This is a genomic window from Microbacterium oxydans (assembly GCF_026559675.1).
In the GTDB taxonomy this organism is placed as follows: domain Bacteria; phylum Actinomycetota; class Actinomycetes; order Actinomycetales; family Microbacteriaceae; genus Microbacterium; species Microbacterium oxydans_D.
In genome coordinates this window covers 1,307,026-1,333,004 of record NZ_CP092891.1, presented here as the reverse complement: position 1 = coordinate 1,333,004, position 25,979 = coordinate 1,307,026, and the positions used below count along the sequence as shown (strand labels likewise).

At 71.0% G+C, this 25,979-nt stretch carries 17 protein-coding genes and 1 tRNA gene; 7 read left to right on the top strand and 11 right to left on the bottom strand.

Translation table 11 applies throughout. The features are described from left to right. Window positions 1-13: 13 nt before the first annotated feature. Entirely contained in the window at window positions 14-1,588 is a 1,575-nt protein-coding gene (locus tag MME74_RS06345) for a S1C family serine protease (protein ID WP_267417893.1), read from the bottom strand. A 96-nt stretch (window positions 1,589-1,684) separates the two neighbouring features. Between MME74_RS06345 and MME74_RS06340 the strand changes: the two genes are divergently transcribed. Beyond that, window positions 1,685-2,887, top strand: coding sequence for an aminotransferase class I/II-fold pyridoxal phosphate-dependent enzyme (locus MME74_RS06340; protein ID WP_267417892.1), 1,203 nt, complete (start codon window positions 1,685-1,687; stop codon window positions 2,885-2,887). 12 nt (window positions 2,888-2,899) lie between these two features. Here the strand turns inward: MME74_RS06340 and MME74_RS06335 are convergent, their stop codons facing one another. Then, window positions 2,900-3,715 carry a carbon-nitrogen hydrolase family protein gene (locus MME74_RS06335; RefSeq protein WP_267417891.1) on the bottom strand — a complete coding sequence of 272 codons (816 nt, stop codon included), beginning with the start codon at window positions 3,713-3,715 and terminating at the stop codon, window positions 2,900-2,902. 96 nt (window positions 3,716-3,811) lie between these two features. Between MME74_RS06335 and MME74_RS06330 the strand changes: the two genes are divergently transcribed. Next, window positions 3,812-3,885, top strand: a tRNA-Met gene (locus MME74_RS06330). A 177-nt stretch (window positions 3,886-4,062) separates the two neighbouring features. Here MME74_RS06330 and MME74_RS06325 read toward each other — a convergent pair. The 3 genes from MME74_RS06325 to MME74_RS06315 form a co-directional block, all read right to left on the bottom strand. Next, entirely contained in the window at window positions 4,063-4,470 is a 408-nt protein-coding gene (locus MME74_RS06325) for an arsenate reductase ArsC (RefSeq protein ID WP_267417890.1), read from the bottom strand. A 165-nt stretch (window positions 4,471-4,635) separates the two neighbouring features. Further along, window positions 4,636-7,542, bottom strand: coding sequence for a UPF0182 family protein (locus tag MME74_RS06320; protein WP_267417889.1), 2,907 nt, complete (start codon window positions 7,540-7,542; stop codon window positions 4,636-4,638). A gap of 76 nt (window positions 7,543-7,618) precedes the next feature. After that, a complete protein-coding gene (locus tag MME74_RS06315; RefSeq protein WP_267417888.1) occupies window positions 7,619-8,710 on the bottom strand; it encodes a PDZ domain-containing protein in 1,092 nt (363 codons plus the stop codon). Window positions 8,711-8,828: 118 nt separating this feature from the next. On the opposite strand from MME74_RS06315, the gene MME74_RS06310 reads away from it, so the two are divergent. After that, a complete protein-coding gene (locus MME74_RS06310; RefSeq protein WP_267417887.1) occupies window positions 8,829-10,253 on the top strand; it encodes a zinc-dependent metalloprotease in 1,425 nt (474 codons plus the stop codon). A gap of 827 nt (window positions 10,254-11,080) precedes the next feature. On the opposite strand, the gene MME74_RS06305 is transcribed toward MME74_RS06310, so the two are convergent. Beyond that, window positions 11,081-12,802: an ATP-dependent helicase gene (locus tag MME74_RS06305; RefSeq protein ID WP_267417886.1), complete on the bottom strand. Its 1,722-nt coding sequence runs from the start codon at window positions 12,800-12,802 to the stop codon at window positions 11,081-11,083. Further along, the gene (gene nudC / locus MME74_RS06300) at window positions 12,799-13,680 is read right to left on the bottom strand and encodes an NAD(+) diphosphatase (RefSeq protein WP_267417885.1); all 882 of its coding nucleotides are present in this window, start codon (window positions 13,678-13,680) and stop codon (window positions 12,799-12,801) included. The genes MME74_RS06305 and nudC overlap by 4 nt, the downstream gene beginning before the upstream one ends. Before the next feature lie 97 nt (window positions 13,681-13,777). Here nudC and MME74_RS06295 point away from each other — a divergent pair, with 97 nt between their 5' ends. Then, a complete protein-coding gene (locus MME74_RS06295; protein WP_267417884.1) occupies window positions 13,778-15,121 on the top strand; it encodes a hypothetical protein in 1,344 nt (447 codons plus the stop codon). Here MME74_RS06295 and MME74_RS06290 read toward each other — a convergent pair. Together MME74_RS06290 and MME74_RS06285 are read right to left on the bottom strand one after the other, a co-directional pair. Next, window positions 15,067-18,579 carry an ATP-dependent DNA helicase gene (locus MME74_RS06290; RefSeq protein ID WP_267417883.1) on the bottom strand — a complete coding sequence of 1,171 codons (3,513 nt, stop codon included), beginning with the start codon at window positions 18,577-18,579 and terminating at the stop codon, window positions 15,067-15,069. The two genes, MME74_RS06295 and MME74_RS06290, sit on opposite strands and share 55 nt — an antisense overlap. After that, a complete protein-coding gene (locus MME74_RS06285) occupies window positions 18,576-21,797 on the bottom strand; it encodes an ATP-dependent helicase (RefSeq protein WP_267417882.1) in 3,222 nt (1,073 codons plus the stop codon). The genes MME74_RS06290 and MME74_RS06285 overlap by 4 nt, the downstream gene beginning before the upstream one ends. A 160-nt stretch (window positions 21,798-21,957) precedes the next feature. Between MME74_RS06285 and MME74_RS06280 the strand changes: the two genes are divergently transcribed. After that, complete coding sequence (locus MME74_RS06280; protein ID WP_267417881.1) at window positions 21,958-22,182, top strand: DUF3107 domain-containing protein; 225 nt, start codon at window positions 21,958-21,960, stop codon at window positions 22,180-22,182. 7 nt (window positions 22,183-22,189) lie between these two features. Continuing rightward, window positions 22,190-22,477: a hypothetical protein gene (locus tag MME74_RS06275; protein ID WP_267417880.1), complete on the top strand. Its 288-nt coding sequence runs from the start codon at window positions 22,190-22,192 to the stop codon at window positions 22,475-22,477. A 21-nt stretch (window positions 22,478-22,498) separates the two neighbouring features. On the opposite strand, the gene MME74_RS06270 is transcribed toward MME74_RS06275, so the two are convergent. After that, window positions 22,499-23,212 carry a ferritin-like fold-containing protein gene (locus MME74_RS06270; protein ID WP_267417879.1) on the bottom strand — a complete coding sequence of 238 codons (714 nt, stop codon included), beginning with the start codon at window positions 23,210-23,212 and terminating at the stop codon, window positions 22,499-22,501. A 196-nt stretch (window positions 23,213-23,408) separates the two neighbouring features. Between MME74_RS06270 and MME74_RS06265 the strand changes: the two genes are divergently transcribed. Then, complete coding sequence (locus tag MME74_RS06265; RefSeq protein WP_267417878.1) at window positions 23,409-24,929, top strand: DEAD/DEAH box helicase; 1,521 nt, start codon at window positions 23,409-23,411, stop codon at window positions 24,927-24,929. A gap of 87 nt (window positions 24,930-25,016) precedes the next feature. Here MME74_RS06265 and MME74_RS06260 read toward each other — a convergent pair whose 3' ends face one another. After that, on the bottom strand, window positions 25,017-25,934 hold the full coding sequence (locus MME74_RS06260; protein ID WP_267417877.1) for a DUF817 domain-containing protein: 918 nt from the start codon (window positions 25,932-25,934) through the stop codon (window positions 25,017-25,019). Window positions 25,935-25,979 lie beyond the last annotated feature (45 nt).

The following is a 25,979-nucleotide window of genomic DNA, read 5'->3' as shown; positions in this document are numbered from 1 at the left end:
GTGAGGGCGGGGGTCAGCCGGCGAGTTCGCCGAGCGTCACCTCGACGTCGTACGACTTGCCTCCGCGGACATACGTCACCTTGGCGTCGCTGCCCGCAGCCGCGGCGCGCACCTGGGCGGTGAGGTCGGAGGCGCTGGTGATCGGCACGCCGTTGAAGGAGGTGACGATGTCACCCTTCTCGAGCCCGCCGCCGGCGGCCGCGCCGCCGGCGTTGGCCTTGGCGATGTACGCGCCGGCGACGGTCGCGCCCTCGATGCTCGAGGCGTCCTGCACCGAGGCGCCCAGCAGACCGTGCGTGGCCGCACCGTCGGCGATGATCTCGTCGGAGACCCGCTTGGCGATGTTCGACGGGATGGCGAAGCCGATGCCGATCGAGCCGGACTCCTCGGAGCTGCCCGAGCTCGCGATCGCCACGTTGATGCCGATGAGCTCGCCCTTGCTGTTCACCAGCGCGCCGCCCGAGTTGCCGTGGTTGATCGCGGCGTCGGTCTGGATGACGGCGATCGAGATGGAGTCGGTGGTCTGCTGACCGCCGCTGCCCGGGATGTCGAACTGGAACGGTCCCTGGCCCTGACCCTGGTCCGGCGTCTGCTGCTCCGGTGCGTCCTGCGAGGACGAGTCCGGGAGGGCGGACGACGCGATCTGGATGCTGCGGTTCAGTGCGCTGACGATGCCGGTCGTGACCGAGTTCGCCAGGCCGAGCGGAGCGCCGAGCGCGACGGCGGTGTCGCCGACGTTGAGCTTCGACGAGTCGGCGAAGTCCATCGGCGTGAGGTCCTTCGCACCCTTCAGCTTGATCACGGCGAGGTCGTAGATCGGGTCGGTCCCGACGACCGTGGCCTCGTAGATCCGTCCGTCCGACGTGGTCACGCGGATGGTGGGATCTGCGACGGCGCCGCCTAGCGTCACCACGTGCGTGTTGGTGAGCACGTAGCCGTCGTCGCTGATGATGACGCCGGACCCGCTGCCCGCCTGGTCGGAACCGGCGACCTCGATGGTGACCACCGAGGGAAGCGCGGCCGTGGCGACGGCCGTGGTCTCGTTGACCGAGCCCGGGTTGTTCACGGTGACGGTCTGCGGTCCGGTGGCCGTGCCCGACGACGGGCGGTCCTGCAGACCGTTCAGCAGCGCGCCGCCGCCGAAGCCGGCGAAGCCGCCGACCAGCGCGGCCGCGACGATGATCGCGGCGAACTTGGTGCCTCCGCGCTGCTTCTGCTCTTTGGTCTTGGTCGCCTCGCCGGGGAGGCCCCCGGGCGCTGCGCCGTCGAGCGGCAGGGTGTTCTGGGTGTGCGACGTCGCGGTGGGGATGCCGAAGGCGGCTCCCGGCGCGGTGGCCGTCTCGGGTGCCACCGGCGCCGCGGGTGCGGCGAAGCCGTGCGGCACCGGGGCGATCACGGGTGCGGCGGGGGCCGGAGACGTGAACGTCGACGGCACCTCGTGCCCCGGGGACTGCGCGGCGGGCGCAGCGACGGTCTGATCAGCGGCGACGTCGGCCACCGGCTGAGCGGTGACCTCTGCAGCCTCGGTGGACGGCACGGCGTCGTTCGACGCGGATGCCGACTGGTCCTGGGTGTTGTCTTCGTTCATGGTGTGCTCCTTCAACGACCACTTCAGAATGACGCGTGTATCTGTGCGTTCCTTATGTCGAAGATGAGTTTCAGCTATGGCCTTAGCCTGTTCTTCATGAGTGTCATCCCCGGCGCCTGGCGGCGCACGGCAGCAGGTGCAGGTCTGCTCGCCTCAGACGGAACCGTCGCGCCCACCATCTTCGCAGAGATGTCGGCCGCAGCGGCCAGAACCGGTGCGATCAATCTCGGCCAGGGCTTCCCCGACGAGGACGGCCCGGCGGAGGTGCTGGAGGCGGCGCGCGCCGCCATCGCGAACGGCGCGAACCAGTATCCGCCCGGACGCGGCATCCCGGATCTGCTGGCGGCGATCAGCGAGCATCAGCAGCGCTTCTACGGGCTCGCCGTCGACCCGGCCACCGAGGTGATCGTGACGGCGGGCGCGACCGAGGCCCTGACGGCGACGCTGCTCGCCCTGATCGACGGCCCGGACGACGAGGTCGTCGTCTTCGAGCCCTACTACGACTCCTACGCCGCAGCCGTGGCCCTCGCCGGCGCCCGGTTGCGCACGGTGCCCCTGCGCGCTCCGGACTTCCAGCCCGACCTCGACCGGCTCGCGGAGACCGTCACGGACCGCACCCGGATCATCCTCGTCAACGATCCGCACAACCCGACGGGCGCGGTCTTCGGTCTCGAGGTGCTCGACGAGGTGGTGCGACTGGCCGGGAAGCACGACGCGATCATCGTCACCGACGAGGTGTACGAGCACCTGTCCTTCCATGCTCCGCACACGCCGATCGCGACGCTCCCCGGAGCTGCCGAGCGGACGCTGACCATCTCGTCGGCGGGGAAGACGTTCTCGACGACGGGCTGGAAGATCGGGTGGGTGCACGGCCCCGCCGCCCTCATCACCGCCGTGCTCACGGTGAAGCAGTACCTCACCTACGTGAACGGGTCTCCGTTCCAGCCCGCCGTCGCCGTGGGACTCCGCCTGGACGACTCCTTCTTCGCGGGTGCCGCCGCCGCTCTCGCCCACAAGCACGAGATCCTCGGCGCCGGCCTGCGCACGGCGGGGTTCACCGTGCACGCGCCGCAGGGCGGCTACTTCACGGTGGCGGACGCGACGGCACTGGGCGGAGCGGATGCCGCGGCCTTCTGCCGCACCCTGCCGGAGCGCGCCGGCGTCGTGGCGATCCCGCTGACGGCGTTCGTCTCGGAGGCGCACCGCGGCGACTACGCGGGTCTCGTGCGTTTCGCGGCCTGCAAGCGGGTCGACGTTCTCGAGGACGCGGCCGCACGTCTCGTGCGGTCCTCCGTCTGACGCTCGGGCGACCTACGCCTCTCGCGGGACGACCGCGTACCGCCGCACCCGCAGCGACGGGTTCGTCGCGCGCACCCGGTCGATCGCGGAACGCTCGACGACCGCCACCGCGATCCCCGGCGCGGTCCCGACCCCGGCCAGGACCACTCCCTGGGGGTCGACGATCTGCGAGTGCCCGACACCGATCGGCGTCGGATGATCCGCAGCGACAATGTACACCGTGTTCTCGATCGCGCGCGCGGCGAGCAGCGTCGTCCAGTGGTGCTCCTTGAGGGAACCACGGACCCACTCGGCCGGCACGACCAGCACCTCGGCGTCGGCGTCGACCAGGGAACGCGCGACCTCCGGGAAGCGCAGGTCGTAGCAGGTCAGGAGTCCGAACCGCAGGCCCCCGAGGTCGAAGGTCGCCGCCTCCCCCACATCGCCCGGCTCGACCCAGTCCGACTCGGTCTGCCCGAACGCGTCGTACAGGTGCTGCTTGCGATACACCGCGAGGATGCCGTCTCCGCGCACGGCCACGACGGTGTTCCGCACACGGTGACCATCGGAGGCGCGCTCGGTGAGCCCCGCGACGATCACGACGGCGTAGTCGGCGGCGAGGGCCCGGAGCGTCGCGACGAACTCGCCGTCGAGGTCTTCGGCGTTCGCGGCCAGGCTCTCGTCCATCGGATCGACGAAGTAGCTCGAGTACTCCGGGAACACGATCAGCTTCGCGCCGCGGGACGCCGCCTCCGCGGTCAGCTCCGCGACCCGCTCGCGGTTGTCGGCACGGGAGGCCGTGGGCGCGAACTGGCACACGGCGACGGGGACGGCTGCGGTCTCGGACATGCCTTCATCCTCTCGCATTCGCGACGCGCCCGGGACGCACGGGGCGTCCCCTCGATTCGCCCGACCTCCGAATCCGTGATAAGTTACTTCTTGTGCCGCGGGGTGGAGCAGTTCGGTAGCTCGCCGGGCTCATAACCCGGAGGTCGCAGGTTCAAATCCTGTCCCCGCAACGAGAATGCGACACAAGAAAGGCCCTCTGACTCGGAGAAATCCAGGTCAGGGGGCCTTTCGCTTACCCACCCCACGCCCACCTTTCGGGGTGCTCGATCAACGGCGTGAGCCGTGACCCTGATCGACAGGCCCATCGCCGCACCGGCTTGGGCGCCGAGGGCCCGATCGTCCGCGCGTCAGAGGAGCTCGGCCACGAGCCGTTCGATCCGCTCTCGGATGTCGTCGCGGATCGGGCGGACGGCGTCGATCCCCTGCCCCGCCGGGTCGTCGAGCTTCCAGTCCTCGTAGCGCTTGCCGGGGAAGAACGGGCACGCATCGCCGCAGCCCATCGTGATGACGACGTCGGACGCCTGGACGGCTTCCGTGGTGAGCACCTTCGGAGCCTCGGCCGTGATGTCGATGCCGAGCTCGGTCATCGCCTCCACCGCGATCGGGTTGATCTGATCCGCCGGCATCGACCCGGCCGAGCGCACCTCGATGCGATCGCCGGCGATGTCGCGCAGGAACCCCGCGGCCATCTGCGAGCGCCCGGCGTTGTGCACGCAGACGAACAGGACGGAGGGTCTGCGGGCGTGCTCACTCATGGCTGCTCCCGTTCGGACGTGATGCGCGCGACCGCGCACCCCTCAATACTCCCCCACTCGACACCGACACCGACACTTCACCGACACCGCACCTCATCGACACCGATCCGTACGACGCGAATGGGCGCCCCCGGAGGGACGCCCATTCGATTCTGGTGTGGACGGTTACTTGCCCGCGGCCGAGTCCAGCTCGATCAGCTTCTGCACCGCCGCGGTGAGACGCTCGTCGGCCTCGGCGAACTTCGCGAGGTCTCCCGACTTCAGCGCGGTCTCGCGGTCGAGCAACGCCGTCTGAGCAGCGGCCAGTGCCTCGGCCTCGGCCCCGGTGGGCTGTGTGGGCTCGGTCGTCCCGCCTTCGGGGTCGGGCACCTGTGCGTCCGGATCGGGCTCGACCGTGTCGTCGCCGCCGGTCGCACCGGAGTCACCGCCGAAGAGCGTGTCCAGCGCCTCGGTGAGGGTGTTCTCGAACGCGACGCGGTCACCGAAGGCGACCAGCACCTTCTGCAGGCGCGGCAGCTGCGTCCCCTCGGAGGACTGCACGTACACGGGCTGCACGTAGAGCAGACCGCCACCGACGGGCAGCGTCAGCAGGTTGCCGTAGATCACCTCGGACTCACCCTGCTGCAGCAGGTTGAGCTGCGGCACCACCGAGGTGTCCGAGTTGTAGGTGTTCTGCACCTGACCGGGTCCGGGGACCGTGGTGTCGGTGTCGATCTCGAGCATGCGCAGCTGGCCGTAGCCCTCCGCCTTCTTGCCCTTCTCCGAACCGGCATCCGAATCCACCGCGAGGTAGCCCATCAGCACGTCACGGCTTCCACCGGCTCCCTGCGAGTTCGGGATGAAGGTCGAGAACATCGAGAACCGCGGAGAGTCCTGACCCGGCATCTGCATCGTCAGGTAGTACGGCGGCTGCAGCATCGACTCGCTGCGCGGGTCGTTCGGCGTCTGCCAGCGGTTGTCCTGCTGTGCGAACGATCCGGCCTTGTCGACGTGGTACACGCCGAGGATGTCGCGCTGCACCTTGAACAGGTCGGTCGGGTAGCGCACGTGGCTCATGAGCTCGCCCGACATCTCGCTGTACGGCTTCACCGTCGACGGGTAGACCTTCTGCCAGGTCTTGAGGATCGGGTCCTCGTCGTCCCATGCGTAGAGGGTCACGGAGCCGTCGTAGGCGTCGACCGTGGCCTTGACCGAGTTGCGGATGTAGTTGATGTCGTCGATCGCGAGCGTCGGCGTCGGGACGTTGGAGTCCGCGATCGCATCCGAGAGGCTCACGCTCGTCGAGTACGGGTACGTCTGGCTGGTCGTGTAGCCGTCGACGATCCAGACGATGCGTCCGTCCACCACGCTCGGGTACGGGTCGCTGTCGAGCTCGAGGTACGGCGCCACCTTCTGGACACGCGTCTTCGGATCGCGGTCGTAGAGGATCTGCGAGTCCTCGTTCACGAGGTTCGAGAACAGGATCTGCTCGGACTGGAACTTCAGCGCGTAGAGGAGCTTCGTGAAGGTGTCGCCGATCTTCGGACCGCCATCGCCCTCGAAGGTCGTCTTTGTCTCGCTCGAGCCGTCCTTGCCACGCGGGTAGTCGATCTCCGCGGGCTCGGAGCCCTTGGGAGCGCCCACGATCGAGTACTCCGGGGAGTTCTCGCCGAAGTACACACGCGGCTCGAAGTTCTCACGATCGCTCAGGAAGCCCGAGGTCGGGATGCCGCGCTCCAGGAACACCGGCTCGCCGTCCGTGGTCCGCTGGTTGCCCGCGGCCGCGACGAGGCCGTAGCCGTGGGTGTAGACCGCGACGCGGTTGTTCCAGTTGTCGCCGTCGCCGAGGCCGGACATGTCGAGGTCGCGAACCGACACCACGGTGTCCTGCATCACGCCGTCGATCTCGTACCGGTCGACGTCCATCGTCTTCTGGAACTGGTAGTAGCCGCGGTACTGCTCGAGCTGACGGACGGTCGGCGGGATGACCTTCGGGTCCATGATGCGGGTGGACGCGGTGGTCTCGGCGTCGGCGCGCAGCTGACCGGCCTCGGCATCCGTCTTGGCTGCGAACGGCGTCGTCTCGAGGTCGGCGACCCCGTACGCCTCCTTGGTCCCGTCGATGTTCCGCTGGTAGTACTCGGCCTGGTACGCGTTCTGGTTCGGCTTCACCTGGAAGGTGGTGACGACCCAGGGATATCCGACGCCCACGACGAGCGAGGCCACGATCAGCAGCGCGGTGGCTGCGAGCGGGAAGCGCCAGCGGCCGATGACCGCGGTGACGAAGAAGAGGATCGCCACGACGGCGGCGATGATCGCGAGGATCGCGAGGCCGGGGATCGTCGCGTTGACGCCCGTGTATGCCGCACCGGTGATGCGGTCATCCGGCGCGACCAGCGTCTTGTAGCGGTCGAGCCACAGGCTCACGGCCTGCACGAGCAGGTAGAGACCGGCGATCACGGCCAGCTGGATGCGGGCCGGCTTGGAGATGCGCAGCTCGCCCTGTCCGATGCGGACCGAGCCGTAGAGGTACGACACGAGAGCGGTGATCAGGAGCGAGAGCAGCAGCACGGCCGAGACGAACGCGAGCAGGATCGAGTAGAACGGCATCGCGAACATGTAGAAGCCGGTGTCGATGCCGAACTGCGGGTCGACGTCGGACGTCGCCACACCGTTGGCCCACAGCCACACGGTCTTCCACTGTCCGGCCGACGCGAAGCCCGCGAAGAGGCCGAAGAAGATGGGCATTCCCCACATCGCCAGGCGGCGCAGGGGCTCGATGACCTCCTGGTACCGATCCAGCTGCGAGCTCAGCCGCACGTAGACCGGCCGCAGGCGGTAGGCGAGCTGGATGGCGACGAACAGCGGGACCGCCATCCCGAGGAAGCCGACCACGAACATCACCGCCGTGGCGATCCACTGCGTGGTCAGGACGCCGGTGAAGCCGACCTGATCGAACCAGAGGAATTCGGTGTACAGGGACGCGAACACGAAGAACACCGCGATCAAGGCGGCGATGATCACCAGTGATATGCCGAGGATGCGTCGGGAGGTTCGAGGCGTGGCCGGATTCGGAGCAGAGGGGGAGGTCACCCTTCCATCCTAGGCATCGCTCACTGTGCGCAGGCTGTCATCCCGGTCACGGCGAGGTCACGGCGACGTCGGAGCGTCAGCTCCCGGCGCGCTCGCACGTCGGCAGCGCGTCGACATCGCCGCCGTCGGCGATGACCTCCAGAGCCGCGAGCGACTCGTCGAGCGTGGCCGTCCGGATCACCTGGAGACCGTCCGGGACGTGCCCGACGACCTCGTCGCAGTTCGAGGCGGGAGCCAGGAAGTACTCCGCTCCGGCGTCGCGGGCGCCGTACAGCTTCTGCCGGATGCCGCCGATCGGTCCGACCGTCCCCGCCGCGTCGATCGTGCCGGTGCCGGCCACGTTCTCGCCGCCGTTGAGCTCGCCCTCGGTCAGGGTGTCGATGATCCCGAGCGCGAACATCATCCCGGCGCTGGGGCCTCCGACGTTGTCCAGCTGGATCGTCACATCGATCGGGAAGTCGTAGTCCGTGCGGAGCGTGACCCCGATGAGCCAGGTCGTCACTCCCCCCTCGACGTGCTTCTCCGGCGTGACCTCGACGGTCTTCTCCGCCCCGTCGCGCAGGATCGTGAGGGTCACCGGATCGCCCGCCGCGTCCTGGACGGCCTCGCGCAGCTGACCGGCCGAGTCGACGGTCGTCCCGCCGATCGCGGTGATCACGTCATCGGGCTCGAGCGTGCCGTCCGCCGGCGAGTCGGTCACCGCATCGACGACCGTGACCTGGGCACCGGTGTCGTAGCCGAGCTCGTTCAGCGCCGCCGCGGTGGCCTCGTGCTGGGAATCGACCATCAGCGTGGCGTTGCGCTCGTCGCGCTGCTCGGTCGTGACCCCCTCGGGGAACACCGAGTCCAGCGGTACGACCGCGCGCGAGGAATCCATCCACGCCAGCGCCAGCTCGAACCAGCTGGGCGTGCGCTCGCGGTTGCCGACGACCTGCACGGTGGTGAGATCGAGCGTGCCCGCCGTCTTGAACGTGTCGGCGCCCTCGATCTTGATCAGCGGGACCTCGTCGCCCTCTTTGTCCGTCGCGGTTCCGAGCGTGTCGTAGACCGGACCGGGTCGCTGGATCACGTACGGCGACGGCAGGAAGGTCAGCACGACCAGTGCGACGAGCGCGACGACCAGCGCCCAGACTCCGAGTCCGAGCTTTCCAGACCGCGTTCGATCCACAGCATTCCTCCGTCGTTCGCGAGCGGCGTACACCGATCTGCCCGCATCGGGTTCGCGCGCAGAAACCTGTGACTAGCGTAGATGCCACGGCTTCAGACGTGCTGAGAGGGCGAGCGACATGGCAGACAACGACCCGACACCCGAGGACTTCCAGGAGTTCCTCCGCAGGATGCTCGCGAACCAGGGCGGTGGTGACATCGACCCCGAGGCGCTTCGCGGCGCCTTCGAGGGCATGGACGGCCTCACCCTCGACCCCGCGATGATGCAGACGATCATGTCGCAGCTCCAGGGCGCCTTCGGCGGCGACCCCTGGGAGAACGCACTGCGGCAGGCGCTGTTCATCGCCAACCGCGACGGGCAGGGCGTCACCGACGGCTCCCGCGGCTCTCTCGCCGACTCGTTCGCGCTCGCGAACCTGTGGCTCGGCGAGGCGACGACGATCTCCGAACTCGCCGAGGCCCCCACCGCGATGACCCGCGGCGAATGGGTCGAGAAGACGCTTCCGGTGTGGAAGGAGATCGCCGATCCGGTGTCGACCAGCATCGCCGACGCCCTGACCTCCGCTCTCGACACGCAGGTTCCCGAGGAGATGCGCGGCGTGGTGCAGGGAGCGGGCAAGCTCATGCGCGGCCTCGGCGGCTCCGTGTTCGCCGCCCAGTTCGGCCAGGTGCTCGGCAACCTCTCGCTCGAGGTCGTCTCGGGCGGCGATGTCGGCATCCCGGTGCTCCCCGCGGGGACGGCGGCCGTGATCCCGCAGAACCTCACCGCGTTCGGCGACGGCCTCGAGATCCCGGAAGACCAGATCGCCCTCTACCTCGCGACCCGCGAGCTCGCCTATGCCCGCCTCTACCGGCACGCGAAGTGGCTGCACCTGCACGTCATGGCGCAGATCACGGACTTCGCCCGCGGTGTCACGGTCGACGTGGACGCCCTCGAAGACGTCGCCAGCCGCCTCGACCCCTCCAACCCGGAGGAGCTGCGCGCGGCCATCGAGGGCGGGGCCCTCCTCCCCGTGCAGAGCGAGGCGCAGCGGGAGGCGCTGACCCGGCTCGAGAACCTCATCGCGACGATCGACGGCTGGGTGGACGTGGTGACCGCCCAGGCCACCTCGCGCCTGCCCGACGGCGCCCGCATCGCGGAAGCCGCCCGACGCCGACGCGCCGTGGGAGGTCCGGCCGAGGACGCGCTCGGCGCGCTGGTCGGGCTGAAGCTGCGTCCGCGGCGCATGCGCGAGGCCTCGGCGATGTGGCAGGCCGTGACGGATGCCGTCGGCATCAGCTCCCGCGACTCGCTGTGGGACTACCCCGACCTCATGCCGACCGCCGAGGACATCGACGACCCGAGCGCACTCGTGGCCCGGCTCCAGGCCGTCGAGCGCGGTGAGCAGCCGCTCGCCGACGAGTTCGACGAGGCGCTCGCACGACTGCTCGACGGTGACGACTTCTCCTCCGAGAAGTCCGGCGACGGCGCGGCGGAGCCGAACCAGGAAGACACGAGCGAGGACGACGGCGACGCGGCCCCGGAGGGCGATCGCCCCGTCTGAACGATCGAGGGGCGGAGACCGGAGACGGCACTCCTCCTCCCCCGTCCGCCGAACCCGTCGGAGTTGTCCACGGAACGGCGGATGAGGCACCCGCGGTGACGGCATCCCCTCCAGAATCGGGGGGATGCCGCTCACACCGCCGATCCTCACGCGTCTGAATCCCCGCGCACCGCTGCTGTGGCGGGATGAACACACGCTGCAGCTGGGCGACGACGACGGACCCCGTGTCGAGACCGATGCCGCATGGGTCGAACCCTTGCTGAGCCGCCTGCGCTCCGGTTTCCGTCGCGGGTCCTTCGACGTGATCGCACACGCGGCGGGGGCTCCGCGGGAGGCGGCGCGGACGCTGCTCGCCCGGTTGGATCCGCTGCTGCTCGACGACCCGCCGCCGTCACGGCCGGCGTGGGTCGAGGCCATCGGGTTCACCGACGGGCGCAGCGAGTACCGCATGAGGGAGGCCCTCGCCGACGAGGGCGTCCCTCTGGTCGAGCACGGTCGCGATCCGGCCGTCGCCGTCGTGCTCGTGCGCGGAGCCGCCGCCGCACTGCAGTTCGCGCGCTATCTGCGCGAAGACGTCCCGCACCTCCCCGTCGCCTTCGAGCCGGGGCGTGTGACGATCGGCCCGCTCGTGCTCCCCGGCGCATCGGCGTGCCTCGCCTGTCGAGACGCGCACGCCACGGATGCCGACCCCGCCTGGCCGCTGCTGCACACGCAGATGATCGGACGCGACCCGGGTCCCCTCCGCGCCGCGCAGGTCGCGGAGGCGGGACGACTCGCCGCCCTCCTCCTCGCGGACGACGGGGCCACCGACGAACGGGTGGTGCGCGTCAGCGCGGACGGCTCGCGCGTGTGGCGTTCGGTGTCGTTTCACGAAGGATGCCGGTGCCGCGGCCCGTGGTCCCCATCTCTGCAAGGAACCGCGACGGCGCCCGCTCCCCCCGACCCGCGGATCTCGACCACGACAGCGCCAGGGTTCGCGCGGCGCGCGTGACGCCCACGTAGGCCAGGCGCCGCTCCTCGTCGACCGCCTCGAACGTCGTGGCGTAGGAGATCGGCAGCGAGCCCTCCGCCCATCCGGCGAGGTGCACATGGGGCCACTCGAGTCCCTTGGCCGCGTGCAGGGTCGACAGGGTCACGGTGCGCATCGTGGGCTCGTGCTGGTCCTTCGCCCGCGCCATGAGCGCATCGCTGAAGCTGCGCAGGTCCGCGTCGGGTCCGGCCTCCTCCGCGAGCCGCAGGAGGGCGCGCCGGGCTTCCCAGCCGCCACGCTGGGCTCCACCGGCAGCGGGAGGCTCATCCGTGAGACCGAGCTCGCGCAGCACGCGCTGCACCCCCGGCAGGAAACCTTGCTCGGTCGGAGCCACGGCGGCGGCACGGAGGGCGAGGATCGCCTGACGCACCTCCGGCATCGCGAAGAAGCGGGTCCCGCCGAGCACCGAGGTCGCGATGCCCTCCGCGGCGAGCGCCTGCTGCAGCACGGCCGACTGGGCATGGGCGCGATAGAGCACCGCGATCTCCGACGGGGATGCACCCGCGGCGATCTGCGCGGAGATCGCGGCAGCGATCCCGGCCGCCTCCTCGCCCTCGGTGTCGTACGCGGTGACGGTCGGGGCCTCCGCGGTGAACTGCTCCCGTGCCGGCACGAGCTCGAGCGCGCCGGGGCGGCCGTGCATCAGGGCGTTCGCGACCGTCAGGATCGGCGGCTGGGAGCGGTAGTTCGTCTCCAGACGCACGACCGTGGCGTCGGGGTGGCGTCGCTCGAACTCGAGCAGGAAGCGCTGCTCCGCTCCCGCGAAGGAGTAGATCGTCTGGCTGGCGTCGCCGACCACGCAGATGTCGTGCCGGTCGCCCAGCCACAGCTCCAGCAGCCGGTTCTGCAGCGGGGAGACGTCTTGGAACTCGTCGACCGTGAAGTGGCGGTACTGCTCGTGCACGGAGGCGGCGACCCGCGGCTCCGCCTCCAGCATCCCGGCGCAGGCCAGCAGCACGTCCTCGAAGTCGAGCTGGCGGCGATCGTCCTTCAGCTCCTCGTACCCGCGCATCAGCTCGACACGCTGTCCCGCGTCGAGGCCGCTGACGGGACGGTCGAGGGCGGCGTACTGCTCGATCGACAGCATCGAGACCTTGCGCCACTCGATCTCGGAGGCGATGTCGCGGAGGGTGGCCGTGCTCGGGCGGAGCCGCATCGCGTCGGCCGCCTGACCGAGCATCCGCACCTTGTTGTCGATGAGGCCGGGGGCCGGCGACCCGGCCAGCGTCGGCCAGAAGAAGTTCAGCTGGGCGAGCGCGGTGGCGTGGAACGTGCGGGCGGCGACGCCCTCGACGCCGAGCGCGCGCAGGCGTCCGCGCAGCTCCCCCGCGGCCTTGGCCGTGAAGGTCACGGCCATCACGCGGGACGGCGAGTAGGCGCCGGTGTCGACCCCGTGCGCGATGCGGTGCGTGATGACCCGCGTCTTCCCGGTCCCCGCGCCGGCGAGCACGGCGACCGGCCCTCGGAGCACGGATGCCGCCGCCCGCTGCCGCTCGTCGAGGGCATCGAGTGCGCTCACTCGCGATCCTCGTACCAGTCGACGATGAGGGCGCGTGCGATCGATGCCGGGCCCGGCAGCCCCACCGGGCCGGTGCCGGCGAGGGCGGAGCCGATCTCCGCGCGGGTGAACCAGCGCACGTCGATGATCTCCTCGCCGTCGGCGAGCGCGGCCGCCTCGTCGTCTACGACCGCACGGAAGCCGACCATGAGGGACCGCGGGAACGGCCAGGCCTGCGAGGAGATGTAGCGCAGGGCGGAGAGCCGCACGCCGGACTCCTCCTCGATCTCACGGTGCACGGTCGCCTCGAGCGACTCCCCCGCCTCGGTGAAGCCGGCGAAGCAGGAGTACATCCGCCCGCCCCAGTTCGCATTCGCCCCGAGCAGCAGGCGTTCGCCGTCCCGGCTCTCGACCGCGACGATGACCGCCGGATCGCTCCGGGGGAAGTGGTCGCGTCCGCAGACCAGGCAGCGCCGCGACCATCCGCCCTGGCGCAGTTCCGTCCCCCCGCCGCAGGTCGGGCAGAACGGCGCGTCGCGGAGCCAGCCGGCGAGGGCGATCGCTCCGATCAGCAGCTCCGACTCCCGACCGTCGATGCGGCCGCCCAGATCACGCAGCCCCAGCCAGATCTCGTCCGGGGCCGCATCGAGCGCGTCCGTCTCCGGGGGCGCCGCGGCGAGCAGCAGCACCGTGCCGTCCTCATCGCGCCCCAGCAGCGCCCAGGTCGCCTCGACCACGGCGGTCGGCGGGACGCGCAGCAGGGCCGAATCGACGACCCGGACGCGTCCTTCCCGGACGACGATCACACGGGTGGCCGGGTCGGCGCGGAGGCGATCGAGCACGTCGGGCTCCTCGCGGAGTTCGGCGGCGCGGTCGAGGGACGGGCGCTGAATGGTCATCGACTCCCTCTTTCACGGGCGTGGCGGAGGCGGGACCGCCCCTGAGCCGACCTACCCTGGGGGCATGGGACGCTCTCCTTTCACTCTAGCCGCGGCAGTGACCGCCGCACTGCCCGGGGCGGAGGTCACGGGTGCCCGCGGTCTGAGCGCGGACGGCGACGGACGATTCGACTCGGCGATCGCCTCGCTCGCCGACGGCCGTGAGCTCGCGATCCGCGTGGCGGACGACGACGAGACCGCGCGCGAGCTCGCCGCCGAGGCGATCGCGCTGCGTGCGCTGACCGACGGCGCCCGCGCCATGCTGCCCTTCCGCGCCCCCGCCTATATCGGCGAGACCCGACTCGGCGAGGGCCGTGCGCTCGTCACCGAGCTGCTCCCCGGATTCCAGATCGAGGCCGCGATGGTGCCCGCCGGGCGTGGCGCAGCGGAGTCCATGGGCGCCTCGATCGCGGCCGTGCACGGTCTGCCCACCTCTGTCGTCCGCGGGGCCGGCCTCGCCACCCGCTCCGCCGAGGAGACCCGTGCGGAGCTGGAGCGCCTGGTCGACACCGCCGCGGCCACCGGCCGGGTGCCCGCTCGTCTCACGGTCCGGTGGCGCGATGCCGTGGCCGATGACGACCTCTGGCGGTTCGAGTCCACCGTGATCCTGGGCGGCGTGCAGGCGACCTCGTTCCTGTTCGAGGACGACCCCGAGCGCGGCCCCGAGGTCGTGGGCGTCGTCGGCTGGCATGCGCTCTCGGTGGGTGACCCCGCGCTCGATCTCTCCTGGCTGTCCGCGGCGCCGGATGCCGCGGAGGACGTGCATGCCGCGTACGCCCGCTCCGTCGACCGTGCTCCGGACTCCGGTCTGGAGGTGCGCGCCCGCCTGCTCGCCGAGCTGGAGTTCGCCCGCTGGCTGGTGCACGGCGACGCGATGCACCGGCCCGACATCGTCGACGATGCCGCCGCGCTGCTGACCGCGCTCGCGGACGGACTGCACAGCGACGACCTGCGCATCATCGACGCCCGCGGCGCCGGCGTCGACTCCGCCCTCGACGCGCTGGACCGCGTCCCCAAGGACACGGTCGCCGACGTCGACACCTCGATGCACACCGACGCCTACAACCCCGAGGAGCTGTGGGCCGAGCCCGCCGAGACTGCCGATGCCGACGCCGACGCCGCCGACGCCGAGACCGCGGCGCACGAGCCCCTGCCCGGTGCGAGCACGGACCGGCAGGACGACGACAGGGCCCACCGCGCGGAGATGCTGAACATCGAGACCGAGGACCTCTCCGGAGTCGCGAGCCTGTTCGCGGGCACCAGCGGCGCCGCGGGTGTCCGCGAGGACTCGCATCCCCTCCCGCCGCGTGCGGACGCCGAGTACGGCGACGAGGACTCGGACGAGGCTCAGCGCGCGGCCCGGGCGGCACTCCAGCGCTGGAAGAGCTCCTCCTCCGAGTAGACGCGATCGCCGCGGATGATCAGGTCGTCCGCCACGTAGTACAGCGCCACGTCGATGTCGTCCAGCGGCACGTCGAAGCGACGGTGATACGCGAGACGGTACAGCGCCAGCTGCAGCATGCGCTCCTCGCGCTCCTTCGCGGTGCGCGGAGCCCTGCCCGTCTTCCAGTCGACGATCTCGATGCGGTCACCGCGGTCGGCGCGCCGGTACACGGCGTCGAGCTTGCAGATGACGATGTGGGATCGGCCCTCCTCGGCGGGCTCGCGCATCCCGGCGCCGAGGGCGAAGTCGATCTCGATCTCGACCGCGATGGGCTTCAGCCCGCCCCATTCGCTGCGCTCGAAGGTCTCCTGCAACTCGGCGAGGTCGGCGGCATCCGCAGAGGAACTCGGACCGTCGGACGGTTCCACACCACCGGACTCGGGAGCGACGGGGAGCTCGTCCTCATCGATCTCCCAGAGCGCCTCGTCCACCCGGCTGCCGACCCCGACGAGTTCGGATCGCTGCTCCACCCACGCGTGGAAGAGGGTGCCGAGACGCGTCTGCCGATAGGGCCGCTCCGGCATCGGCCTGACGATCGACGACAGGGTGCCGGTGAAGTCGGTCACGTAGTCCTTGAACCTCGACGCCGGCACGCGTGTCGGCGCCTCGGCGTCGGTTCCACGCAGACGGGCGGCTCGCTCGGCCAACAGGCGGGTGAGCTCGATCGACGGCTCGGCGGTCCCGTCCCGCGCAGCGTCATCGACGAGTGCCGCCGCCGCGGAGACCACGCCCCGTCGGGCACCCAGCGGGTCCAGCGGCCAGCTCAGGGTCGAGCCGGGGCCGTCGTACGGGTTGTCGTCCGGGTCGACGGTCTCGATCGGATCCAGCCCCTGCACCTCGATGGCCTCGACCAGGTACGGGCTGGGTGTGCGCGGGGCCTTCTGGCCCGCCCAGTGCGCGCCGCTGAGGAGCAGGTCGAACTTCGCCCGGGTGACCGCGACGTAGGCGAGACGGCGCTCCTCCTGCTGCTGGTAGGCGCGGTAGGCATCCTTGAAGCGCTTGAGCGCGCCCCCCTCCGGATTCGCCTTCGTGGCACCGCCGGACAGCGACGCCTGCGCGAGCTTCTGGCGCTTGCCGGGGTCGGCCTCTTCGCCCATCGCCTCGACCGGGTCCCACTCGAATCGGGGCAGGGCGTCGCGGTCACCACGCAGGGCGAAGGGCACCACGCCGAATCCGAACCAGCCCGACGTGTCGGAGACGCGACTGGGGAGTTCGTCGACCACGAGCCGCACCACCGCGACCGCGTCCCACTCCAGCCCCTTCGAGCCGTGGATGGTGAGCAGCTGCACGACCCCCGCCTCCGGGGGCTCGGGCCGGGGCATCAGCTCGTCGGTGCTCTCGGCCTTGTCGAGCCACGCCAGCAGGCTGCCGATGCTGCCTCTCTCGTCGGCGGCGAGGAACGCGCGGACCTCGTCGGCGAACGCGCGCAGCTGCGTGGCGGCGATGCGTGCGGGGCCGCGGGTCTCGTTGGCCGCGAGCTCGATGTCGAGACGGAGCTCGAGCTCGATGAGGCGGATCAGCTCCGGGATCGGCTGCGAGGAGGCCCTCCGGAGCCGCTCCAGCATCTCCCCCGCCGCGCGGATCCGTGCGCGGCCGTCGGGCGTGATCGGCTCGAGCAGTCGGTAGTCGTCGCGGACCGCGCGCACCACGTCGACCGCGTCGATGATCGACACCGCCTCGTCGGCACCGCGCGAGGAGCGCAGCCGGGCCCGCACCTCCTCGGGGAGCGGCGCCATCGCGGTGTCGCGTTCGGAGAGGGTCCGCCCCAGGTCGTAGAGGGCCGCCATGTCGGCCACACCGACGCCGAAGCGCGGCCCGGTCAGCAGCCGGATGAGCGCCGATCCCGCGGTGGGATCGTGCACGACGCGGAGCGTGGAGACGACATCGACCACCTCCGGTGTCGCGAGCAGCCCGCCGAGTCCGAGGATGCGATGCGGGATGCCGCGCGCGGCGAGCGCTGCCGCGAACGTCTGCATGTGCCGCTTCGAGCGGAACAGGATCGCTCCGGTGTGCGGGCTCGACCCGGACCCGGGCCCGGAGCCGCGGGCGTCATGCGCCGCGCGACGTTCGGCGAACCAGTCCGCCACCGCCGCGGCCTCCTCGTCGACCGTGAACGGGTACTTCACGGTCACGGTGCCCTCGCCCGCGCCGGGACGGGGCTCCAGGGGCGGCACGTCGAGTCCGGGCCGCTGGAGCGGTTCGAGCACCCGGTTGGCGATGCCGAGGATGCCGCGGTCGTTCCGCCAGCTCGTCATGAGGCTGTAGGTCTCCGCGGTGCCCGAGCTCGAGAACGTCCTCGAGAAGGCGTAGAGGTTGTCGGCGCTGGCACCCCGCCAGCCGTAGATCGACTGGTGCGGATCGCCGACGGCCATGACCGCGGAGTCGCGGAACAGCTCCGCGAGGAAGCGCGTCTGGATGACCGACGTGTCCTGGTACTCGTCCAGCAGCACGACGCGGTGCTGTTCGCGGAGCTCGGCGCGCACATCGGGGGCGGACTCGACGATGTCGTAGGCGCCGCCCACCTGGTCGGCGAAGTCGAGCACCCCGCGCCGGGCCTTCTCGGCGATGTAGTCGCGGACGAGGCTCGCGAGCGTCGGCAGGCTCAGCAGGTTCACCGCCGCCTTCTCGACGTCGCCGTTGCCGCGATACGGCTCGAACGCGAGAGCCTGCTCACGCGCGATACGCTCCGCCGACTCGAGGTCGACACGGTGATCCAGGGCGTCCCCGGCCAGGCGCTGCACGGCGTCGATGACGGTGCCGAGCGCGAAGTCGATGTTCTCCAGCTCGGGCAGGTCGCTGCGGAGCACGACCTCTCGCGCCAGCATCCAGGACGCGGCCTGGCTGAGCATCGCCACGTCCGGGTCCCGACCGATCCGCGCCGCGTGCTCGCGCACGATGCCGTCGGCGAAGGCGTTGTAGGTCGACACACGCGGTCGGATCATCAGGTCCTCGGCCGCCCGCGGTGCCGCCGGGTCCCATCCGGTCCCGTACTGCGCGGCGAGCTCGTCGAGCACATGCGTGCGCACGAGTTCGCGCTGCCGCCCCGCCGCGGCCTCGTCGACCCGGCGGAGAGAACCCGTGGCCACGATCTCGGCCAGGTGCGGGAGCAGACCCCGTCGCCCGTACTCGTCGATGACGGCCAGTCGATGGCTGATCCGCTCCGCGAGTTCGCCGGCGGCCTTCCGCGTGAAGGTGAGCCCCAGGATCTCGTCGCGTCGCACGTGTCCGTTGGCGACGAGCCACACGACTCGCCCGGACATCGTCTCGGTCTTGCCGCTCCCCGCGCCGGCCACGACGAGCGCGGGCTGCGGCGGCGCCTCGATCACCCGCTGCTGGGCGGGCGTCGGTGACGGCTGCCCGAGCGCCGCGGCGATGTCGGTCGCGGAGATGCCCTCGCCACCGCTCCAGCCGGTCACGAGCTCACCGCCGGCACGGTGTGGATGCGGCAGGGATGCACCCGGCGCTGCGTGTCGGCGCAGTGGGACTCGACCTGCGCGGTGAAGCTCGACGCGGACATGCCGCGCGCCGCATCCGACACGCGCCGCAGGAACGCCGTCCGCGAGTCGTCGTCGAGCGTGTGCTGGTGGGCGATGCGGTAGTCGCTCTTGGCGAGGGTCTTGGACACGATCACGAGGCGGGCGCCCGCCAGCGATGTCGGCGGCGCGCCCTCCACGAGCCCCTGCTGGACGGCGACCTGATACGCCGCGAGCTGCGCGTGCTCGAGCACCCCGGAGTCCGACTCGGGGTCGTTCTTCCCGGTCTTCAGGTCGACGACGACCGTCGGCCCCTCCGCCCCTCCGGACATGGGCTCCCACCCGCGGCCCCGCGCGTGCGGGTGCTCGCCCGCGCTCGGCGGATAGGCCTCGACGCGGTCGATGTACCCGTGGATCACGGCCTGATTCGCCCGGTCCTCCCCCACCGGGTGCACGGCGAGCGCAGCATCGGCGGCGCCCTCGGGCGCGACGTCGACGGCGAACCGGAACTCCACCTCGCTCCCGATCACCCGCCCTCCCTCGCGGCGCACATCGCCGAGGTAGCTGTGCAGACGGCCGACCAGCAGGTCTGCGCGCCGTCGCTCCTTCCGGCCGATCCATTCGGTCTCGAAGTCGAGCTCGGGCCAGTGCTCGGCGACGATCGCCCGCATCCGCTCCAGGTCTCCGTCCGGAACGCGCTCCATCGCCTCGTGCACGATCGTGCCGATCCCGGCCGTGGGCGGCATCACGGTGTCGCCGCCGAGAGAGGACACGACCCAGTTGAGCCCGCACTCCTCGTACGACTCCATCTTCGACGGCGAGACCCGTGCGCCCGCGACGGCGAGATCGCGCAGCGGAGCGTCCGTCGACGCGGGCGTCACCCCGTACCACTCGGCAGGGTCCGCACCCGGCACGCCCTCGCGCGCGAGGACGGCGAGCTGTTCCGCCGCGGCCCGGCGCGTCGACTCCGACATGGCCGTGGTGAGCGTGCGCCGATGCCGGGCCACCAGCCCGCGCAGGGTGAGGGGGTGCTCGGCGGACGCGTGGCGCTCCGGCGGTTCCGGCGCGGGCAGGAAGCCGAAGAACGGGCTGGGCGTCAGGTCGTCGTCGTCCACGGCCGTGATCAGCAGGCGCTCGCGGGCGCGGGACACGGCGCGCACGAACAGGCGCAGCTCGTCGTGCAGAGCCGCGCGACGACGATCGAGCACGCCCGGTGGCTCGACGCTCACGCCGGTGCGCGCGGCCTGGATCGCATCGGCCAGACGCCAGGTCTGCAGCAGCCCCCCGCGCAGCCGGACGTTCGGCCAGACGCCGTCCTGCACCCCGGCGACGACGACGGCGTCGAACTCCGTCCCCAACGCGGTGGCCGGGGTCAGCAGCGTGACCTTCCCCGGGCGTTCCGGCGTCGACAGCGAGTCCTCCGGGACCTCGCTGTCGAGGATGTCCCGCACGAACGTCTCCGGCCTCTCGTTCGGGGTGCGCTCGACGAAGCGCTTGGCGGCGTCGAACAGCGCCACCAGGGCATCGAGCGAGCGCGCGGTCTCCGCACCGGTCGACAGCTGCGAGATCTCGCGCCAGGCGACCTGCAATCGTCGACCGTCGACGGCGCGCGCCTGATCCCAGACGCGCCACAGCAGGTCGTGGATCGTCTCGCCCGACCGCGCGGCGAGCGCGACCGCCTCGATCGTCTCGGCGAAGCGCTCGGCCGTGCGGGACTCCGGGGCGTCGATCAGTGTGAGGTGCGCGGGGTTCGCCATGGCCTGGCGCAGCAGCTCGCGCGCGGGGGTCGAGCCGCCCTGTTCGAGCTCGACGTGGCGCAGTCGGGCGCGCAGCCTTCGCAGGCCGATCGCGTCCATGCCGCCGAACGGCGTGCGCAGAGCCTCCTCCAGCGCCTCCGAGGTGCGCTCCTCGACCGGGGTCAGCGCCAGGCGCACGATGCCGACGATGTCGCGGACGATGCCCTCGCTGCCGAGAGGGCGCTGCACGCCGGCCGCGCGGGTCGGGATCTCGCGGGCGGCGAGCTCGGTCTCGAGCGTGGTCACCTGACGCGTGTCGTGCGCGATGACCGCCATCCGATCCCAGCGCACGCCGCCGGACAGGTGCCAGTCCCGCATCACGCCGGCGATCCGGTCGAGCTCTTCGTAGGGCGAGGGCGCGACGAACGTGGAGACCCGGGCGTCGACCTCGTCCGCCGTCACGGGCACGGGCGCCCGACGATGTTCGACACGGCCGGATACGCCGATCGCCTGCGTCACGGTGCGCGTGAGAGCGGTGAGCGCCGGCCGCTGACGGTGCGCGCCGTCGAGCACGTGCACCTCGCCCAGCGCACCGGCCAGCTGCGCGAACAGCTCGGGACTCGCCCCGCGGAACGAGCCGGACGAGATATCGGGATCGCCGAAGGCCAGCACCGCGATACCGCGGCTGCGCAGCGCCCGGACCACCGCGATCCCTCCGCGCGTGAGCTCCTGCGCATCGTCGATCAGCACCACGCGCAGCGGCGCGAGCGGACCGAGCGTGGCCGCATCCGCCGCCTGCAGGATCGTGCTCGCCTCGCTCAGGAGGTCGGCGGCGTCGCGGTGCGCCGCACGCAGCGCGTCCAGCACGGCGCGGTACTCGACGAGGAACTCCGCGGTCGCGGCCCACACCTCGTTGCCGGAGTCGCGGAGCTCGTCCGGATGCACGCCGATCTCGGTGCACTCCGCGAGGAACGCCCGCAGCTCCGAGCGGAAGCCCTTCGACGCGCGCACCGAGGCGCTCAGCGCCTCGGGCCAGGGGATGCGTCCGTCCTCGGCGTCGCCGGCGAGCAGATCCGCAACGATGCGGTCCTGATCGGCACCGGTGAGCAGTGCGGGCGGCTCGGCGCCCTCGCGCACCATCGCCCCGCGGACCACCTGGAACGCGAAGGAGCCCAGCGAGCGTGCCAGGGGGCCCGGTGTGGCCTGTCCGATCCGCACGCCGATCCGGTCGCGCAGCGCGGTCGCGGCCTGGCGGCTCGGCGTGAGCGCGAGCACCTGCTCCGGTCGCATCCGATCGACGTCGAGCAGGTGCACCACACGGTCGACGAGCGTGCGCGTCTTGCCGGTGCCCGGTGCGCCGATGATGACGCCGGAGGCGGTCGGCTCGGCGGCGATCACAGCTCGCTGAGCGGCATCCGGTGTCATGTCCTCCACGCTATCCGGACGCGGGGACATCCTCGCCCGTCCGCGCGCGACGCACCGGCGACGGCGCAGTGCGCTCACGGCGAAACCGGCTCCGACGGCCGATCCCGCCCGGCGCGCGCGGGGTAGAGTTGGCGCAGTCCCCGAACTTCAAGGAGCACGCGTGGAAATCCGCATCGGCATCATCAACACCGGCCGCGAACTGAGCTTCGACACCGGCGCGACCGCGGACGAGGTCCGCACCCAGGTCTCCACGGCACTGGAGCAGAACGCGACGCACGTGAACTTCGCCGATGTGAAGGGCAACTCCTACATCGTCCCGACCGCGAACCTCGCCTACATCGAGCTGGGCACCGAGGAATCGCGTCGCGTCGGCTTCGTCGCCTGATCAGACGATGTACATCCTCCTCGCACTCATCGGCGCGTGCGCACTGGGCATCGCCGCGCACTTCCTGATCCGCGACCGCGAGCTCCGCGGCGTGGCGCTCACTCCGGCGATCGCGACGGCTGTCTCGGCCCTCGCCTACACCGGACTGCAGTGGGCGGGTGTCGGCGAGGACAGCATCTGGCTGTGGCTCGCGAGCGTGCTCGGCGCCGCGGTGGTCGCGGCACTGGCGACGATGGCCCTCACCGGACTGCGCAAGCGCTCCGACGCCACCGCCCGGGCCGCGCTCGGCATCTGACCGGCCACCCGGAGTCGGGTTCTAGGACGCGAGTCCCATCGCGTCCATGCGTCGCGCGTGCGCACCCATGAGCTCGGTGTACACCGGCTCGATGCGCTCCTCCTCGACGGCCAGCAGCTCCGGACGCAGCGCGGAGCGGCAGACGAGGATGGTGTCGCCGACGAGTCGGCGCGCCCACATGGACAGCAGCGAGCGCCACTCCTCGTCGCTCTCGATCGTCTCCTGGATGATCGCCACGATCTCGTGCCGGGCGTCGTCCTCGCGGAGGATCTCTGCCACGCGGCGACCGGTGTCCCCGTAGCTGGAGGCGAGGGCGAGGTAGAAGTCGTCGAGCATCCCGGCCGTGATGTACACGGCCAGCAGGGTCTCCCGGGGCCGCGCGCCGATGGTCTTGCGCCGGAACGCGTCGAGGTTCTCCCGGAACGGGAGCATCACCTGCGTCGGGTCGTCGCCGCGCTCGGCGATGAGGTCGACGATGCCCCGATGCTTCGTCAGCGCCGCGCCGGCCGCACGCGACAGGGCCTCCTTCTCGGAGAGCTCGGGCGTCGCCCGGATCAGTCGCGTCAGGGTCTCGAAGTACCCGAGCTGCAGATAGGCGGCCTGACCGAGGAAGCGATCGAGCTCCGGTGCCAGCTCGGCGAAGTCGACACGCGTCGCATCGCCCTGGTCTCCCCTGCTGCGCAGAGCGAGGGTGCGCCGAGGCGCGTCATCGCGCTGCCAGAACCACTTAACCACGAGGTCGTCCTCCCGAGTCCACCACGTCGTTCACAATACTCGTGCGCGGCTGTCCTTCCGGGTCGGTACCACCCCTCGGGTAGGCTGGGCGTGTCCCCGCCGTCGGAGCGGGGCCCCGCGCCTGTGGCACAAGAGACGGCGTGGATCCGTTTACGTGGCGATCCCCCAGGGTCGCCGGACAGGCAATCTGAATAAAGTGACAACTTTCGCCGATCTCGGCATCGATCAGGACATCGTCGACGCACTCGCGGCCAAGGGCATCGTGGATGCGTTCCCGATCCAGGAACAGACCATCCCCCTCGGCCTTCCGGGGCAGGACATCATCGGCCAGGCGAAGACCGGAACGGGAAAGACCTTCGGGTTCGGCATCCCCGTCGTCCAGCGCCTCGGCAAGGACCCGGAGCACGGCGTCAAGGCGCTCATCGTGGTGCCGACCCGCGAGCTCGCGGTGCAGGTGTACGAAGACATCGACCTGCTCACCAGCAACCGCTCCACCAGCGTCGTCGCCATCTACGGCGGCAAGGCGTACGAGGGCCAGATCGACCAGCTCAAGGCCGGCGCGCAGATCGTCGTCGGAACCCCGGGCCGTCTGATCGACCTCGCCGGCCAGCGCCTGCTCGACCTCTCGAACGCGACCGAGGTCGTGCTCGACGAGGCCGACAAGATGCTCGACCTCGGCTTCCTCGCCGACATCGAGAAGATCTTCCAGAAGGTCCCCGCGGTCCGTCACACGCAGCTGTTCTCGGCGACCATGCCCGGCCCGATCGTCGCGCTCGCCCGTCGTTTCATGACGAACCCGATCCACATCCGCGCGAACGACCCCGACGAGGGCCTCACGCAGGCGAACATCAAGCACCTCGTCTACCGCGCGCACTCGATGGACAAGGACGAGGTCATCGCCCGCATCCTGCAGGCCGAGGGCCGCGGCAAGACCGTGATCTTCACGCGCACCAAGCGTGCGGCGCAGCGTCTCGTCGACGAGCTCGGCGACCGCGGCTTCAACGTGGGCGGCGTGCACGGTGACATGGGCCAGGATCAGCGCGAACGCTCCATGGCCGCCTTCAAGGCCGGCAAGCGCGACGTGCTCGTGGCGACCGACGTCGCCGCGCGCGGCATCGACGTCGACGACGTGACCCACGTGATCAACCACACGATCCCCGACGAGGACAAGACGTACCTGCACCGCGCCGGTCGTACCGGCCGCGCGGGCAAGACCGGCATCGCGGTCACCTTCGTCGACTGGGAGGACCTGCACAAGTGGGCCCTCATCAACCGCGCTCTCGAGTTCGGCCAGCCCGAGCCGGTCGAGACCTACTCCTCGAGCCCGCACCTGTACGAGGACCTCGACATCCCCCAGGGCACGAAGGGTCGCCTCGTGACGGCGCCGAAGACCGAGTCCGTGAAGACCGAGCGCACGCGTCGCCCCGAGCGGGCCGCGGATGCCGCAGCCGAGGGCACCGACGAGGGCGGGACCCGTCGTCGCCGCCGTCGCCGCAACAGCACCACCCCGGTCGGGTCGACCTTCGCCGAGGGCGCTGCCGACACAGGCTCCGGTGAGGGCCAGTCGGCTCCCGCCGCCGATCGCGGCGCCGAGGGCGCGGGCACGCACGACGGTGCCGGCAAGGAGCACCACGACGGCAAGCCGGCTCCGGCCCGCCGTCGCCGTCGCCGTCGCGGCGGTTCGGGTGCGGGTGCCGCTCCGGTCGCCGGAGCCTGACCACCGCTTCGAAGGGCGCATGTCGCCGGATCATCTTCCGGCCGCATGCGCCCTTTCGCGTGTCCGGCACTCGACGCCGGACGCGCTTCACCGGACGTCGGTCGGTTTCGTCCCGGCGCCGTCCCGCGCGACCGTGACACGGCCCTCACCCCGCACGGACGCCGGCACCTGGGGCGGGTAGACCCAGGCGACGAGCACGACCGAGATGATCATCAGGAGGAACCAGGAGCTGAGCTTGCTGAGCGAGACCGGCTGCCACCCCCCGACCTGATCGGGATAGGCCCACGCCCCCGCCCAGGTGCCGATGTTCTCGGCGAAGTAGATGAACACCGCGACCCCTGCGAACACCACGAGCAGCGGCAGCCTGATCGTGCGGCGCCACACCCGCGCGTGCATGACGGTGGGGAGCCACAGGAGCACGACACCGGCGAGCAGCACCCAGCGGGCGTCCCACCACCAGTGGTGCGCGAAGAAGTTGAGGTAGATGGCCGCCGCCAGGATCGCCGTCATCCAGCGGCGCGGGTACCTCGTGAAGCCCAGGTCGAACAGTCGGTAGACGCGCACCATGTACGAGCCGACCGCCGCATACATGAACCCCGTGAAGAGCGGGACCCCGCCGATGCGCAGGATGCCGTCCGCGGCATACGCCCAGGAACCGACGTCCGTCTTGAAGAGCTCCATGACGGTGCCGGTGAGGTGGAACAGGACGATGACCCACAGCTCGCGCCCGCTCTCCAGCCGGAACACGAGCATCGCGACCTGGATGAGGACCGCGGCGATGGTGAGCGCGTCGTTGCGGGCGACGACCGCGTCATCGGGGTACCAGAGCCGGGCGGCGACGATCGCGAGCAGCAGCGCCGCACCGAAGATGCACGCCCACGCCTGCTTGAGGACGAACACCGCGAACTCGATCAGGCCGGCGCGGATGCCGTTCGCCGGGGCGCCGAGGAGGACGCGGTGAGCGATCGCATCGACGCGGCGCTCCAGGGAAGTCGCTCGCTGCATGCCTCGGACGGTATCGGTCCCGTTCGACAGTCGGCAGGGAGATGC